This is a genomic window from Streptomyces coeruleorubidus (assembly GCF_028885415.1).
Classification (GTDB): Bacteria; Actinomycetota; Actinomycetes; order Streptomycetales; family Streptomycetaceae; genus Streptomyces; species Streptomyces coeruleorubidus_A.
This window is the reverse complement of the sequence record NZ_CP118527.1, coordinates 9,345,251-9,359,780: the sequence shown is the minus strand read 5'-3', so window position 1 is coordinate 9,359,780 and position 14,530 is coordinate 9,345,251. Positions and strand designations below refer to the sequence as shown.

Sequence of the window (14,530 nt, the reverse complement as noted above, 5' to 3'; positions counted from 1 at the left end):
GTCGGCTTGGATGGTGGGCCAGCGCTTGGTGGTCTTGGTCTGCAGGACTTTGATCAGTTGTCGGGGGGGGTGCCTCTATGTCCTTCGTCAAGCGAGGCGTGGGGTTCTGGGTTCGTAGAAGGTGCCGTCGCGGAGCATCGCGAACAGCACGTTGATCCGTTGCCGGGCGAGCCGGAGGAGGGCCTGTGTGTGGGTCTTTCCTCTGGTCCGGCACTTGTCGTAGTAGGTGCGGGAGGCGGGATCGTGCAGGGCGGCGAACGCGGACAGGAACATCGCCCGTTTGAGCTGCCGGTTGCCGCCCCGTGGGGCGTGCTCGCCGTGGATCGAGGTGCCCGACGACTTCGTGGTCGGGGCGAGGCCGGCGTAGGAGGCCAGGTGCGCGGCGGTGGGAAAGCTGGTGCCGTCGCCGACGGTGACCAGCAGCGTGGCGGCGGTCCTGACGCCGACGCCGGGCAGCGACGTCAGGACCTTTGAAAGAGGGTGGTCCTCCAGCAGGGCTGCGATCTGGGCTTCCGTCGCCCGTCGCTGTTCATGGACGGCGCTGAGCGAGCGGGCCAGCGACGGGATCACGATGTCGAGCGTGCCGGTGCCCGGAACGACGACGGTCTGCTCGTCGAGGGCCTCGAAGATGTCGTCGATCAGCCGCTTCGCCATCCGGGGAGCCTTGGGCCGGATCACCTCAACGAGCCTGCGGCGGCCGGCTTTTCGCAGCGCGGCCGGAGATCCGTAGCGTTCCAGCAGCCAGGTGACGGCCTGATGGTCGAGCCGGGGGCCGAGGACGCGCTCCAGGCTGGGGTGGAACTGGGTGAGCAGGCCGCGGATGCGGTTGCTGGTGCGGGTGGCCTCAGCCGCGAGGTCCTGGTCGAAGCCGACCAGAACTGTCAGCTCGGCGGTGATCTCGTCGCTGACCTCCAGCGAGCGCAGGGTGTGTGGCATCGTGCGGGCCGCGTCGGCGATGACCGCGGCGTCCTTCGCGTCGGTCTTCGCCTCGCCGGGGTAGAGATCGGCTATCCGGCGCATGGCGAGTCCGGGCAGGTAGGCGACCTTGCAGCCCGCGTCGCGGGCGACCGTCAGGGGCAGGGCGCCGATCGAGGCGGGCTGGTCCACGATCACCAGGACGGTGCCGAACTTGGTCTTCAGCTTGGTGAAGACGTCCCGCAACTTCGGTTCGGTATTGGGCAGCTGCTTGTCGAAGACCTTCTTGCCGGTCGGGGTGAGGCCGTGCCCGTGGTGGGCGCTCTTGCCGACGTCCAGGCCGAGGAAGACGCCTATCTCGTCGCTGTCGTTCAAGCCGTCCTCCCGAACGGGTTGGTGCGGTACTGGCCCGGGCGTTGGCGTCGTGCGCGCATCCACGTTATGCAGACCTGCCGCCTGCGAAGGGCCGGGCATTGCGCCCGGCCGGGCGGTAGTCGGACCTCTCATCAGCGTCTCCCACGGCGCCTCTCGGGCCCGGTGGCACCACCCCCCCAGGTCATCCGTTCGACAGGGGGGACCAGCCATACCGGGCCCGGAGGCCAGTGGCCCTCTTGCAGGACCGCGAAGAACATAACGGGGGGCGGCGGTTCGCGTAAGGACCGCCGGTGCCATGGCCTCGCGCGACGCCCACGACGGTGCGCAGCGCGGTGACGAAGGACCGTACGCGGACGGACTCGACTTCGTCGGTGTACTGGCACAGCCGATCCCCAGCGCTGTCGCCGGGGATCGGCTTGCCGACGTCCGTGGCGACGCAGATTGGGACCAGGGCGCGGTCAGAGCGCGGATGTCCGCTTCGCTGGTGATGTTCTCCAGCTGCTGCAGGCCATTCTGAGGCTTCGCGGTGGGCCGACCACCGCCGCACGCTCGAGGCCACCGCGTGAACGTACCGCACCAACTCGACCTGGCGGGGGCCTTTCCGACGACAGAGAACATTCCCGCCGCCGTCCTCACGGCAGCGGATGCCGTCGACGACACCGGCTGGACCGTGTCGGCCGATTCCACCGTCGTCCGGGCCCATCAGCACGCCGCCGGAGCACTCAAAAGGGGGGGTGCTGCCGGCCGAAACGAGCCGGCCGACCACGCACTCGGACGCTCCCGCGGCGGGCTGAGCACCGAGATCCACCTGGCCTCAGAGGCAGCTTGGCCAGTTGCCTGCAGCCTGCTGAAGTGCTGCGCGAACCCGTCACCGGGCAGGGGCGGCTGCCTTGGAGCGAACCCGCAGGCAATCCGGCCCGGAGGGCGTCCGGCAGCCAGTATGTCTGCGAGTTCCGTGACCAAAAATGTGATGCGTGCCGGGGCCGTCACCGCTCTGGCCCTCCTGCCCATGGCCGCTCCGGCTGCCGCGTCCAGCGAGGCCAGCGCGGCGCGGGCCGCGATCGACTGCCCGTCCGGCAACCTGTGTATCTACCCCGAAATCAACTTCGGCGGGCAACCGTGGGTGAGGCGGGCGGTGGACGACAGCGTGAAGGACCTCCCCTCCGCGATCCGTGACCGCAGCAACTCCATCCGCAACGACTCCGACCACACCGCCCGCGTGTATGAAAAGCGCAACCACAGCGGCCGGTGGGTCTGCCTCACCCGCAGCGGCGGCTCCATCCACGACCTGCGCGGCTACAACCTCAACGACCAGACACGCTCCCTGAAAATCAACCGCAACGACTGTGGCTGACCACCCACAACCCCGGGGCGGACCTGAACCGGTTCGCCCCGGGCCCGCCTGGCCGTATGCACGCCGGTGTTTTTGCGTGGGACACCTCAGCGGTTCAGCTCTCGGTCAAGCGTCTACAGGGCCGTCCTCATCGCGGAGCCATCAGTGCGAGCCAGGGCCAAGAATTTACCCCCGAACATCGGCCGCCAGGCCCGTGATCCGCCGGCGGCTGGCGATCACTGCACGAGCTCGTCAGGCGGCATGGTGGATGACGAGCTTGAACTCGGCGAGGGTCAAAAGACGCGAGTTGGCGTCGTTGTGCGTGACACGGAGCGCAAGCGGGGTGCCCGGGTCGACGAAGAGGCCGTGGTTCTTGACGTAGTACTGGCCGCCGGGTGTCGGCGTGCGGTGCTCGGTCGCCGTGGTGTCGTTGGGGTTGGGCGTCAGGCCCAGCGGGTCACGTACGTACTGGTCGCGCAGCTCGGTGTAGCCGCCCGTGCCGCTGGCGGCCTCCCACTGGATCATCGCGTGCAGGTGGCCCCAGCCGGCCTTGGACGGCCAGATCAGGCCGCTACGGTCGTCTGTCGCCCAGTCACTCACCACATAGCCGTCCGGCTGGACGGCCTGGTGCATCGCGAATCGGTCCGTCGGCTCCGCCGCCCCGAAGGGGAAACGGACGATCTTGTACGCGATCAGCTGCGGCGTATCAACCTTGAGAGAGCAGACCTGGACCCCGGGCGCAACGCCACCATCCGTAGCCATAGTTCAGCACTGCCCGCCGCCGACCGACGCCATGCACACGCCGGGGTGCCGCGATGCGCCACGCGCCCTCCTCACGCTGGGTTGGGGGATTCGCCCGAGCGTCGGGGGTGCACCGTGCCAACAATGACCAGCGGTGTACACGAAGGAGCAGGCGCACAGTCGACCCCTTTTGGCGTGCCGCTATGCCCGTGTACGAGTTGCTGCGTTCCGATTTACCGGAATTCATCGGATCTCTGGGAGCCGCCATCACCCTTGCGGTGCTAGCCGCTCTCCGTAGACCCATGTGTCGGACTTTGGTTCGCGGCCGCCGCGCCATGGACGCTGCCCGTGTGGCATGGCGAGAACCTCAGGCGCCGGGAGATGACCAAGCAAGCCCCGGCGAGTAGCCGCCCCTCCCCCAGGCCGGGGTAACGGTTCGCTGTGACTGTTACCCCACCCGACCTGCCCAAGTTTCAGAAATCGGAACTCGGATGAGGGATCAAAAGCGGGAAGTCGCTCGTGCTCACCGGCACGCCGCTCACGGCACCCCCGCCGAGCACTCCGACCGTCCCGCCCGCGCCCTCAACACCCCAGCCGGCAGGCAGGGGTTCACCCCGGCCGTGGCGCTGCGGCCGGGCGAGCAGGTGCAGGTCGGCACCACCCGCCTGGACGTCCTGGCCGTCTTCGACGACGGCACCACCGGCCGACCCGAACTCACGATCGCCGTCGACGTCGCTACCCGCGCCATCCTCGCCGCCGTCCTGCCCCCGGCCGCCACCAAGGCCGTCGATGCGGCACTGCTGCTGGCCGAGGTGGCCGTCCCCCATCCAACCCGCCCCTCCTGGCCCGACGCCCTGCGCCTTGCCCACGCCCCACTCCCTCAGCTGAAAAGGCTGATGGGCCTGGACGAACACCTTGAGGGCACGGCCGCCTGGCCGGTAGTGGTGCCCGAGACGATCGTCGTCGACCGGGACAAGGTCTACCTGTCCACAGCGTTCACCGCCGCCTGCGAGACCCTCGGCATCAGCGTCCAGCCCACCCCGCCCCACACCCCCGCCGCCAAAGGCAACGTCGAGCGCACCTTCGGCACCATCAACGCACTCTTCAACGCACTCTTCTGCCAGCATCTGCCCGGCTACACCGGCTCCGACGTCACCCGGCGCGCGCTGGCCGCCGAAACCGAGGCCTGCTTCAGCGTCACCCAGCTGCCCGACCTGCTCAATCAATGGCTGATCCACTACCACCACCGCCCCCACGAAGGCCTGCGCCGCCCCTCCCTGCCCAAGAAGACACTCACCCCGAACCAGATGTGGGCCACCATGGTCGCCCGGCGGCCGGCTACGTGCCCCTCCCCCTGAACGGCAACGACTACCCCGAGCTGCTGCCAGTGCGCTGGCAGGCCATCACGCACGCGGCATCCGCATCGACCACCACACCTACGACGCGGACGTCCGTGCCCCCTACCGCGGCCAGACCTCCTCCGTCACGGCACGCAGCGGGAAATGGGAGGCCCACACCAACCCCCACGACGCCCACCAGGCTGGGTACGCCTGCCCGACGGACACCTGACAGAGATCCCGTGGACCCACCGCGACCACACCCACCAGCCCGTCAACACCGCCACCTGGCAGCACATCAAAACCATCACCGCCCACCACGGCGACCACAACACCCACGAAGCCGACCTCGCCGACGCTCTCGACCAGCTCATGCGCCGCGCCCACACCGGCACCGCCACCCCAGACGAACAGCGCCTGATCACCCGCCCAGAGCGTTACCCACCGACTCTCATCACCACCGACACCACACCGAGAGATCGCAGCAGGGTGTGGAGCCCAGCTCACTCAGCGGAAGGGACCATCGGCCGCGAAGGCGTGGGCTGCAAAGCGCTCGCCCATGCGGCGGTATGCGGCGGCGGTGGGGTGAAGGCCGTCGGCCAGGTCATCTGCCTCGTCCGGGCCGAGCAGCTCGCGTCCGTCGAGATAGTGCAGGTGAGGATCGGACGCCTGTCGTGCCGCAGCGATCCGGGCCAGCTCGGCACGGACCACCGCCAGCGACAAAGCCCCGCCGGCCACATCGGCCGGGTCGCCCAGGGCAGCGAGCCTGCCGTCCGGGCCGGTCGCGGTCGGACCGGGGGCCTCCTCCAGGGCCGGACAGCTCACCGGAGAGATCAACAGCAGCGGGGTGTCCGGGTGTCCATCCCGGATCGTGTCCAGGAATCCGTGTACCGCCGGGCCGAACGTCCGCAGCCGGAAGGCGGACAGGCTCACGATGTTGATGCCCACCTTGAGGCGGCGATGAGGGTGAGGTTGTGGCGCTGGGCGAAGTCGATGGCTGGCTGCGTGGAGCCGTTGAGACCGATGATCAGAGCCAGGTCGGCGCCGTGTTCTGGGCGGGCGGTCCCGTTGAACGTCTGGACCTCCTTTGACCCGACGGGGCGTGGCTTTGACTGTGAATGCTGACGTCGTTTGGCCGTGAAAGTTGACGGCGGTTCGTGGCCTCGGGCCGGCTGGATGTTGGTGAATTCTGACGGCAGTCCGGATGGTGTGGGGATGGCTTAGCGGGCGAGTTCGCGGCTGTGAGCGAGGCGGTAGGACTCGGTGCCGGTCTCGAGGATGTTGCCGCCGAAGGTGAGCCGGTCGACGATGGCGGCGCAGAGTCTGGGGTCGGTGAAGGTCTTGCCCCAGCCGGCGAAGGAGTCGTTGGAGGCGATGGCGACGGAGTTCTTCTCCTCGCGTTCGGTGAGGACCTGGAAGAGGAGTTCGGCGCCGCGGCGGTCGAGTTGCATGTAGCCGAGTTCGTCGATGCAGAGCAGGTCGACGCGGCCGTAGCGGGCGATGGTCTTGGTCAGGATCTTCTCGTCGGCGGCCTCGACCAGCTCGTTGGCCAGCTTCGAGGCCAGGGTGTATTTCACCCGGAAACCTGCCATCGCGGCTTCGGTGCCGAGCGCGATGAGCAGGTGAGACTTGCCGGTGCCGGAGTCACCGATCAGGCAGAGCGGCAGGCCCTTCTTCACCCACTCGCAGGTGGCCAGCGAGCCGACGACGGCGGAGTCGATGTTCGGATTGGCATCGAAGTCGAACTCGCGCAGCGATTTCTCCCGGGGGAACTGGGCGGCCTTGATCCGGCGTTCGGAGCGGCGCCTGGCACGGTCCTCGCACTCGGCCAGCAGCAGTTCGGCCAGGAACACCAGGTAGGACATCTGGTCGTTGCCGGCCTTGGCCGCCAGGTCGGGAAACTGGTTGCGGATCGTGGGCAGTCGCAGGACCCGGCATGCCTGGTCGACGGCGGCTTCGGCGGCTTGTTCACTCATCCGGCGGCGAGGGCTCATGGCGGCGGCTTCTTCCTGCTCGGCTTCTGGGTAGGTCTCGGGGCCGGCGCGCGCCCAGCGGCGGCCACGGCGGCTCGCCGGCTGGGAAGCAGCTGGTCGTAGATCGACACGTCAGGCATGGGGCGGGTGTCTTTGGGTAGTTGCGCCAGGCGCCGCTGGGTCAGCGAGGTGACGGTCGCTGCGACGGCCCGGTCTGCCTCGGTAGTGGCTCGGCGTCGTGGCTTGGCCGAGGTCGGTTCGTCGTTGTCGGCGATGCGGCGGGCTTCCAGCGCGGCCGCGTCCGCGGTGAGCGCTCCGACCTGGAGCGCGGCGGCCAGGCCGACGACGTGGTCGTGCTGCATGTGCCGGTGCAGCAGCAGAACCTCGATCAGAGCGCGGGTGCCGGCGGTGCGTTGCAGGCGGCTGTCCACCAGGCTTCGTGGATCGGGGTGAACTGGCCCGCGGCCCGGGCCTGTTCGAGGACCGTGGCGCCGGGCAGCGCGCCCGGTTTGCGCAGCAGCGCTTCGAGATAGTGATCGAGCTCGAGCCGTGATCCGCTCTTGGTCAGCAGCCGTTCGTGCTGGGCGATCTCGGTGCGGCCGTCGAACACCACGAGCTCGCGGCGTGCAGCAAGACCCGGACCTGGCGGCCGATGAACCGGGTCGGGACCGAGTAACGGTTGGTGCGGACGGTGATCTGGGAGAACCGGTCGACCCGTGGGGTGAACCAGCGGCCGGTCTCGAACGTCTCGACGGGCAACGGCTTCAACGACGGCCGTTCGACGGCGAACAGCTCGCCGACCGTGCGGGGACGGGTCCCGATCCGCCGGGCCTCGTCGGCCAGATCCCACTCGTCGATCAGCATGTTCAAGTGCGCCAGCGAGTCGATCTCGGGGACGGGAACGAAGTGGTTGCGGCGAAAACCAGCCGATCTGGCCCTCGACGCCGCCTTTCTCGTGGGCGCCCTCGATTCCCGGCGTGCAGTAGAACGGCTCGATGCCGTAGTGGGACCGAAATGCAGTCCACCGGTCGGTCTCGACCCGGCGCCGCGTGAAGCCGAGCACCGACGCGACCGCGGCCTTCAGGTTGTCATACCGGATCTTGCCGAACGGCACGCCGCCCAGCACTCTGAAAGCGTGCTCGTGGCCCTCGAAGAACGCCTCCTGACCGCCGGAGGCGAACACCCGGTGCACCGCCTTCCCGGAGAACGACAACCGCAGGCAGAACAAATGGCACTTCACCAGCTCGCCCCGCAAACGGACCGCGACCTCGCCGAAGTCGACCTCGGCTTCGGCGCCGGCCAGGTGCGACTGCTCGATGAACACCTGCGCCGGGCCACGGCCGGCCTCGACCCGAATCTCCGGCTTCCGCTTGGCGACGTAGGCGCGCACGACCTGGTAGGACACGTCGTCCATCGCGTGCTCGTTGATCAACCGGCGATAGATCCGGACCACCGTGTGACGCTGCTTCCTCCGGCGCATCCAGATCAGCCAGCAGCATCTGGTCGATCACCGGCTTGAACGGATCCAGCTTGGAACGGCGAGGCGCGTACGGTTCCCGAGGTTGCGGCCACGCCGAACTCAGCGCCTTCTGAACAGTCCGCCAGCCCACCCGGTACTTGCGCTCCAGCGCCCGGTTCGACATGCCCTCGCGAGCGTCACGCCGCAGCGAGGCATACAACCTTCGACTGACCAGGCGGCATCGGCGGTGCTCCTTCACTGAGCACATTCACCTTGCCACCGCAACCCCGCGAGTGACACTACTTCTCACGAACAACTTCCCAGCTAACCAGCCGGTGACATCCACTCAGACGGACAACTGACAACCCACAAACACCGTCAGAGCCATCCTTGCGAAAACCATTGGTGCCCGGCTTGCTCCGCTGATGGACTGACGTCCTACCGTGAGTCTGCCGCGTGACGGAGGTAGTGGTTGTGACAGGCTATGACGTGCTTGCCGAGGTGTACGAATGGCTCATCTCGGATGCAAAGTTGCCTCCAGCCGAGTTCGCTGCGTCGTTCGACGACGTCCTCAATCTCCTGCCGTCGAACGCTCACGTCCTCGACTGTTCGTGCGGAACCGGACAGTTGGCGGTTGGCCTCGCCGGTCGTGGCATGCAGGTTGTCGCAACTGACGCAAGCGAGGCGATGGTTCGTCGAACCGCAGAGTTGTCTGAGGAGTTCGGGGCATCCGTCCGGGCCGTACGGGCGAACTGGGAAGAGTTGCCCGACCATTTCCATGACAACACGTTCGACATTGTGTTCTGCGTTGGCAACTCGCTTCACCATGCCGCGGGCGCGACAGGCAGGGGTGCTGCTCTGGAGTCGATGTCACGGCTTCTGCGCCCCGGCGGGCGCTTGGTACTCACATCCCGCACTTGGGAACTCGTGAGGGCCAGAGGTTCCCGGCTGGAGATCAGTGACCGACTCGTCCGCCGGAACGGTCGCGATGCCGTCGTGGTCTACCGCTGGGAGATTGCGCCGCATTGGGAGGAGGAGCACCACATCGAGATTGCGATCGCGCAAGTTGATGCGACCGGGTTGGTTCTTGTCCGCTCGGAACTGCTGTCCTGCTGGCCCTACCGGTACGAGGAACTCGAAGTCGAGCTGCACCGGGTCGGACTCCAAACGGAACTGAGCACGTTCGATCTTGAGGCCGAGAATTACATGGTGGTCGCGAGCAAGGTATAAACACCGGACTCTCAGTCCCTGGCCGGACCGCGCGGTTGCTCGCAGGACGCTTGCGGGGTGCGGGTTCAAGTGGTCAACGCAACGCCTCGGACGAGGAGTGCTCGTCGATCAGACGGCGGTAGATCCGGGGTGACGGTGTGGCGCTGTTTCCTGGTCGCGTCCAGATCAATGAGCAGGATCTCGTCGATCAGCAGCGTGAACGGATCCAGCTTCGACGGCCGCGCCGAAGCGGTTGTCGGTGCGTTGCTGCGGCCAAGCCGAGGTCAGGGCCTGTGTGACCGTGCTCCAGGTGACGCCGTACTTGCACTGCAACGCCCGGTTCGACATGCCATCGCGGGAGTCGCGCCGCAGCGCGGCGTACAACTCGACCTTCGACTGGCCAGGCGGCATCGGGGGTGCTCCTTTACTGAGCACATCCAGCTTGACACCGCAACCCCGATGGTGACGTCAGAATTCGCGAACATCTTTCTGGGCCATCACCTGGTGCCGTCAGCTTTCACGAACAACTGACGTCACCAACTACCGACAGAACCAGGGGCGCGTACTTCTTGCACTGCAGGACGAGTTTGCGGTTCTCATCGCAGGCTGGCGCTACGAGCTCGAGCAGGCGGACGTCTTCCACGTCATGGCCACCACCCGCCACGACACCGTCGTCACCCGATGGGCACTCGATCACCCCGTCCACGACCTCTTTCCCGGCCTGCCCCGGCAGAAGTGGAAACGCCGGTCCTGCGGCGACGGCGTCCACGGCCGGCGAATCTATGACTGGGCGCGGGTCGAGGTGAGGCCGTGGCACCGGCCTGACCGCGCCACTGGGTCCTCGCCCGCCGCAGCGTCAGCCGCCCGGACGAGATCTCCTACTACATCGCCTGCTGTCCGGCCGACACGACCCTGGACGAGCTGATCCACGTCGCGGGCAGCCGCTGGGCCGTGGAGGAATGCTTCCAGAGCGCGAAGCAGGAATGCGGCCTGGACGACTACCAGGTCCGCCGCTATCCCGGCTGGCACCGCCACATGACCCTGGCCATGGCCGCCCACGCCTGCCTGACCGTCCTGCGAGCCCGCCAGCTGGATGCGGAGAAAGCAGAAACGGATCCTCCCAGCTCATCCACTACAGCCTCGCCGAGATCCGACGCCTGATCGCCCGCCTCACCGACCGCCGGCCCGCACCCATCGACCACATCCTGCACTGGTCGACATGGCGACGCAGACGGCAACGTCAGGCCCGCCTCAGTCACTACAAACGGCGCGGACACAGTCCCTGAAACTGGTCAGCAATCAGCACAAGCACCGTTGCAGTACTAATACTCCAGTTGCACTTCGCTATCTCTGCTGGTCAGAGGCATGTTCTCGAGTCTATTCGGCTGCCGTGGCGTCAGGTGCCGGAAGTTCGTAACCTCCATCGTGACGGCGACGGTAGTGGCAGCGTCGTGCGGTTGCCTGGTGGCGGCGCCGCCACCAGGACCAGCTCAGCGCGTGATCGGTTTTCCGCCGGTGTGTCGGTGGGGGACGGTGAACTGCCAGGAGCCGCCGGACTTCTGCCACGGTGAGGGGTGCAAGGGCACCGGAACCGTTTCTGCGACCCCCCTTGCCGTCGTTGCGGTGGCGGACATGGCCGCGAGGAAGGCGTGGGCCAGCATGGCGAGGGTGATGTGCCGGTACCAGCCCGGATAGCGTCGGACCTCGTACTGGTCCAGGCCGCATTCGTTCTTCGCGCTCTGGAAGCACTCCTCGATCGCCCACCGGCTGCCGGCTATCCGGGCCAGCTCGGGAACCTCTGTGCCGGCGGGTGCGTAGGCGAGGTAGTAGGCGACCTCTTCCGGGCGGGCGAGGCTGCGGCGGGCCAGGACCCACCGGTCGTGCGTGGGCTGATCGCCGTCGAAGTCGTGGATGGCCGGCAGTTTCGCCGCGGCCCAGTCGTAGACGCGAGGCCCCTTCGCTCCGTCACCGCAGGAATGGCGTTCCCAGGCTTCATCCGGCGCTTGGGCGATGACGAAATCGATCCGGCCCAGCGCGGGGACGGGCTGGGACTTCGGGACGGCCAGGACGTAGCCGACGCCGGCTTCCTCCAGCATCCGCCGCAGCCGCCATTCCTGGCCATAGGCCGAGTCTGCAGTCACCCAGGCGATGGGCAGTGGCGAGGCCAGGGCTCGCTGGATCATAGCTTTGGCGAGGTCGCCCTTGGTCGCGAACTCGAGGTCGTCGGGTATCTTCGCCGCCTCGCAGCGGTCCCGGTCCGCCGTCCAGGACTTCGGCAGATACAACTCCCGGTCCACCAGCGCCCGTCCGCGCCGGGAAGCGTAGGCGGCGAAGACCCCGATCTGGCAGTTCTCCGTGCGGCCGGCAGTCCCCGAGTACTGCCGCTGGACGCCGGCTGAGACCGTGCCCTTCTTCAGAAAGCCGGTGTCATCGATGATCAGAACACCGCCCGGCTCCCCGAGTCTCTCGGCGACGTACTCCTGCAGGTCGTCACGCACCTCGTCATGACTCCAGCGTGCACGGTTCAGCAGATTCTGCAGGCCCGCAGGGGTGCGGTGGCCTGCGTACTCAGCCAGCTGCCAGCTGTTCTTCCGGCCCACCGGGCCAAGCAGACCGTTCACATAGGCCCGCATCTGCCGCCTTAGGTCCACCCGCCCGAACCGGTGACCCACCCGAACAAGTACCTCTTCCAGTTCCGCCGACCAGACGTCGGGCCGCACATCCTGCATGACAATCACAACGGACCGCCGCGGTGGAGGTTACGAACTTCCGGCACCTGACGCCACGGCAGCCGAATAGACTCGAGAACATGCCTCTGACCAGCAGAGATAGCGAAGTGCAACTGGAGTACTAAGGTACGGAGGCCTGGTCCCGTGCCAGGCGCTCGCGCAGCGTGGCGGCGAATTCCTCGGCCCGCGCCAGTTGGGTGCGGAGCTTCTCCACCTGCTCGGCGGCGCCCTGTTCGTATCCGCGGACGCGATCCAGCAGGGTCTCCCGCTCGTCCGCCGTCAGCTCTTCGTCGGAGTCGAGGCGGTCGGTGGCCTCCAGCAGATCGCGTATCTCGTCCAGGGTGAAGCGGAGCGGCTTCATGCGGCGGATGACCATCAGGCGGGCCACGTCGGCCTCGGCGTAGAGGCGGAAGCCGCCCTGGGAGCGGGCGGAGGGGATGACCAGGCCGGTCTCCTCGTAGTGCCGGATGGTGCGCAGCGACAGCTCGGTCCGTGCGGCGACCTCGCCGATCTGCATGTGCTCGCTGCTCACGCGGGCGCCCTTCCTCATCTGTCGCCAAGGCCACAGACGGCCGACCTCGATCTCTACTGTAACGTTAGGGTAGAGTAAGTGATCGTCGGGGTCGATTCCACGCCGTCCCCGCTCCCATGGTGCGGGATGGATCGTTCCCGTGACCGTCAGCCGTGTCGGGGCCGACGATGCCCCCGGCGAAGACCGATGCCTGCAGGAGAGAGCGTGCGCATGCCCATGACGCCCAGCGCCGCCGCCTGCCCGCCGTGATCCTTCGCCCCTGAGCAGCCCCGCGGATCCCAGCTCTCGGCCGCTGCTTCCTTCTGACTTCAGCCCGCCGTACGTGGGTTTCGCGGATGGCCGTCCCGGCCTTCCTGCGCCTTCCCGCACGCCCCGAGTGATGCCGGGCGTGCCCGAGCACGACAGGTACTTTTCTTGTCTACCTCCGCACTGTCCCCGGCCGCGCGGCTGCGCGGCCTGCGCCCCGACTGGCTGTCCGACCCGAAGGTCTGGCGCACCGAGGTCCTGGCCGGCCTGGTGGTCGCCCTCGCGCTGATCCCCGAGGCGATCTCGTTCTCCATCATCGCCGGGGTCGACCCGGCGATCGGCCTGTTCGCGTCCTTCACCATGGCCGTGACCATCTCGATCGTCGGCGGACGCCGCGCGATGATCTCGGCTGCGACCGGCGCCGTCGCCCTGGTCATCGCTCCGCTCAACCGCGAGCACGGCTTCGGATACCTGGTCGCCGCCGTCATCCTGGCCGGCGTCTTCCAGATCGTCCTCGGCGCGCTCGGCGTCGCCAAGCTGATGCGGTTCGTGCCCCGCAGCGTGATGGTCGGCTTCGTCAATGCCCTCGCCATCCTGATCTTCATGGCCCAAGTCCCAGAGATGCACGACGTGCCCTGGCCCGTCTACCCGCTCATTGCCGCCGGGCTGGCGCTCATGGTGTTCTTCCCGAAGGTCACCACAGTGATCCCGGCTCCGCTCGTGTCCATCGTCATCCTCACCGTGATCACGGTCGCCGCCGGCATCGCGGTGCCGACCGTGGGCGACAAGGGCGACCTGCCGTCCTCCCTGCCGGTACCGGGCCTGCCGGATGTGCCGTTCACGATGAACACCCTGACCACCATCGCTCCCTACGCGCTCGCGATGGCGCTGGTTGGTCTGATGGAGTCTCTGATGACGGCCAAGCTGGTCGACGACATCACCGACACCCACTCCTCCAAGACGCGAGAGTCGATCGGGCAGGGCATCGCCAACATCGTCACCGGCTTCTTCGGCGGCATGGGTGGCTGCGCGATGATCGGCCAGACGATGATCAATGTGAAGGTGTCCGGCGCCCGTACCCGCCTGTCCACGTTCCTGGCGGGCTCTTTCCTGATGGTGCTGTGCATCCTCTTCGGTCCGGTCGTCTCCGACATCCCCATGGCGGCCCTGGTCGCGGTGATGGTCATGGTGTCGTTCGCGACCTTCGACTGGCATTCCATCGCCCCGAAGACCCTCAGGCGGATGCCCGCCGGGGAGATCGCCGTCATGGTCATCACCGTCGCCTGCGTGGTCGCCACCGACAACCTCGCCATCGGCGTCGTCGTCGGCTCCGTCACCGCCATGGTCATCTTCGCCAAGCGCGTCGCCCACCTCGCGAATGTCACGGCAGTCACCGATCCCGACGGCAGCAGTGTGGTCTACTCCGTGACCGGCGAACTGTTTTTCGCCTCCTCCAACGACCTCGTCGGCCAGTTCAACTACGCCACCGACCCCGACAAGGTCGTCATCGATCTGAGCGCCGCCCACATCTGGGACGCCTCCTCCGTCGCCGCCCTGGATGCGATCGAGACCAAGTACGCCCAGCGCGGCAAGAGCGTCGAGATCATCGGCCTGAACAAGGCGAGCGCCCGGATCCACCAAAAGCTCAGCGGCGAACTGACCGGCAGCCACTGACCGACTG

11 protein-coding genes and 4 pseudogenes are annotated in these 14,530 nt (G+C 67.4%); 6 read left to right on the top strand and 9 right to left on the bottom strand.

Going from position 1 to position 14,530, the window contains the following annotated elements; genetic code table 11:
- Positions 1-87: 87 nt before the first annotated feature.
- Positions 88-1,290: an IS110 family transposase gene (locus PV963_RS43115; RefSeq protein WP_274814173.1), complete on the bottom strand. Its 1,203-nt coding sequence runs from the start codon at positions 1,288-1,290 to the stop codon at positions 88-90.
- Positions 1,291-1,945: 655 nt separating this feature from the next.
- Between PV963_RS43115 and PV963_RS43105 the strand changes: the two are divergent.
- Positions 1,946-2,113, top strand: a pseudogene (locus PV963_RS43105) (IS5/IS1182 family transposase); the annotation flags it as partial.
- A 117-nt stretch (positions 2,114-2,230) separates the two neighbouring features.
- Entirely contained in the window at positions 2,231-2,644 is a 414-nt protein-coding gene (locus tag PV963_RS43100) for a peptidase inhibitor family I36 protein (RefSeq protein ID WP_342456445.1), read from the top strand.
- 231 nt (positions 2,645-2,875) lie between these two features.
- On the opposite strand, the gene PV963_RS43095 is transcribed toward PV963_RS43100, so the two are convergent.
- On the bottom strand, positions 2,876-3,385 hold the full coding sequence (locus PV963_RS43095; protein WP_274821859.1) for a hypothetical protein: 510 nt from the start codon (positions 3,383-3,385) through the stop codon (positions 2,876-2,878).
- 470 nt (positions 3,386-3,855) lie between these two features.
- Between PV963_RS43095 and PV963_RS43740 the strand changes: the two genes are divergently transcribed.
- Positions 3,856-4,722 (top strand): hypothetical protein, encoded by an 867-nt coding sequence (locus PV963_RS43740; protein WP_342456420.1) that lies wholly within the window; start codon positions 3,856-3,858, stop codon positions 4,720-4,722.
- Between the two features lie 486 nt (positions 4,723-5,208).
- On the opposite strand, the pseudogene PV963_RS43085 reads toward PV963_RS43740, so the two are convergent.
- The 4 genes and pseudogenes from PV963_RS43085 to istA form a co-directional block, all read right to left on the bottom strand.
- Positions 5,209-5,655: pseudogene (locus PV963_RS43085) on the bottom strand (lipase); the annotation flags it as partial.
- Complete coding sequence (locus PV963_RS43080) at positions 5,631-5,879, bottom strand: restriction endonuclease (RefSeq protein ID WP_274822290.1); 249 nt, start codon at positions 5,877-5,879, stop codon at positions 5,631-5,633. The gene PV963_RS43080 and the pseudogene PV963_RS43085, both read right to left, overlap by 25 nt.
- 42 nt (positions 5,880-5,921) lie before the next feature.
- Positions 5,922-6,695: an IS21-like element helper ATPase IstB gene (istB, locus tag PV963_RS43075; RefSeq protein ID WP_274821858.1), complete on the bottom strand. Its 774-nt coding sequence runs from the start codon at positions 6,693-6,695 to the stop codon at positions 5,922-5,924.
- Positions 6,692-8,401 (bottom strand): annotated as a pseudogene (gene istA, locus PV963_RS43070) (IS21 family transposase). Before istA ends, istB begins: the two are co-directional and overlap by 4 nt.
- 206 nt (positions 8,402-8,607) lie before the next feature.
- Between istA and PV963_RS43065 the strand changes: the two are divergent.
- Positions 8,608-9,363 carry a class I SAM-dependent methyltransferase gene (locus PV963_RS43065; protein ID WP_274821857.1) on the top strand — a complete coding sequence of 252 codons (756 nt, stop codon included), beginning with the start codon at positions 8,608-8,610 and terminating at the stop codon, positions 9,361-9,363.
- Positions 9,364-9,528: 165 nt separating this feature from the next.
- On the opposite strand, the gene PV963_RS43060 is transcribed toward PV963_RS43065, so the two are convergent.
- Complete coding sequence (locus PV963_RS43060; RefSeq protein WP_274821856.1) at positions 9,529-9,753, bottom strand: hypothetical protein; 225 nt, start codon at positions 9,751-9,753, stop codon at positions 9,529-9,531.
- Positions 9,754-9,946: 193 nt separating this feature from the next.
- On the opposite strand from PV963_RS43060, the pseudogene PV963_RS43055 reads away from it, so the two are divergent.
- Positions 9,947-10,503: pseudogene (locus PV963_RS43055) on the top strand (IS701 family transposase); the annotation flags it as partial.
- 329 nt (positions 10,504-10,832) lie between these two features.
- Here PV963_RS43055 and PV963_RS43050 read toward each other — a convergent pair.
- Both PV963_RS43050 and PV963_RS43045 read right to left on the bottom strand, forming a co-directional pair.
- Complete coding sequence (locus PV963_RS43050; RefSeq protein ID WP_425540905.1) at positions 10,833-12,071, bottom strand: IS701 family transposase; 1,239 nt, start codon at positions 12,069-12,071, stop codon at positions 10,833-10,835.
- Between the two features lie 121 nt (positions 12,072-12,192).
- Positions 12,193-12,603, bottom strand: coding sequence for a MerR family transcriptional regulator (locus tag PV963_RS43045; RefSeq protein WP_274821855.1), 411 nt, complete (start codon positions 12,601-12,603; stop codon positions 12,193-12,195).
- A gap of 414 nt (positions 12,604-13,017) precedes the next feature.
- Between PV963_RS43045 and PV963_RS43040 the strand changes: the two genes are divergently transcribed.
- On the top strand, positions 13,018-14,523 hold the full coding sequence (locus PV963_RS43040) for a SulP family inorganic anion transporter (protein ID WP_274821854.1): 1,506 nt from the start codon (positions 13,018-13,020) through the stop codon (positions 14,521-14,523).
- Positions 14,524-14,530 lie beyond the last annotated feature (7 nt).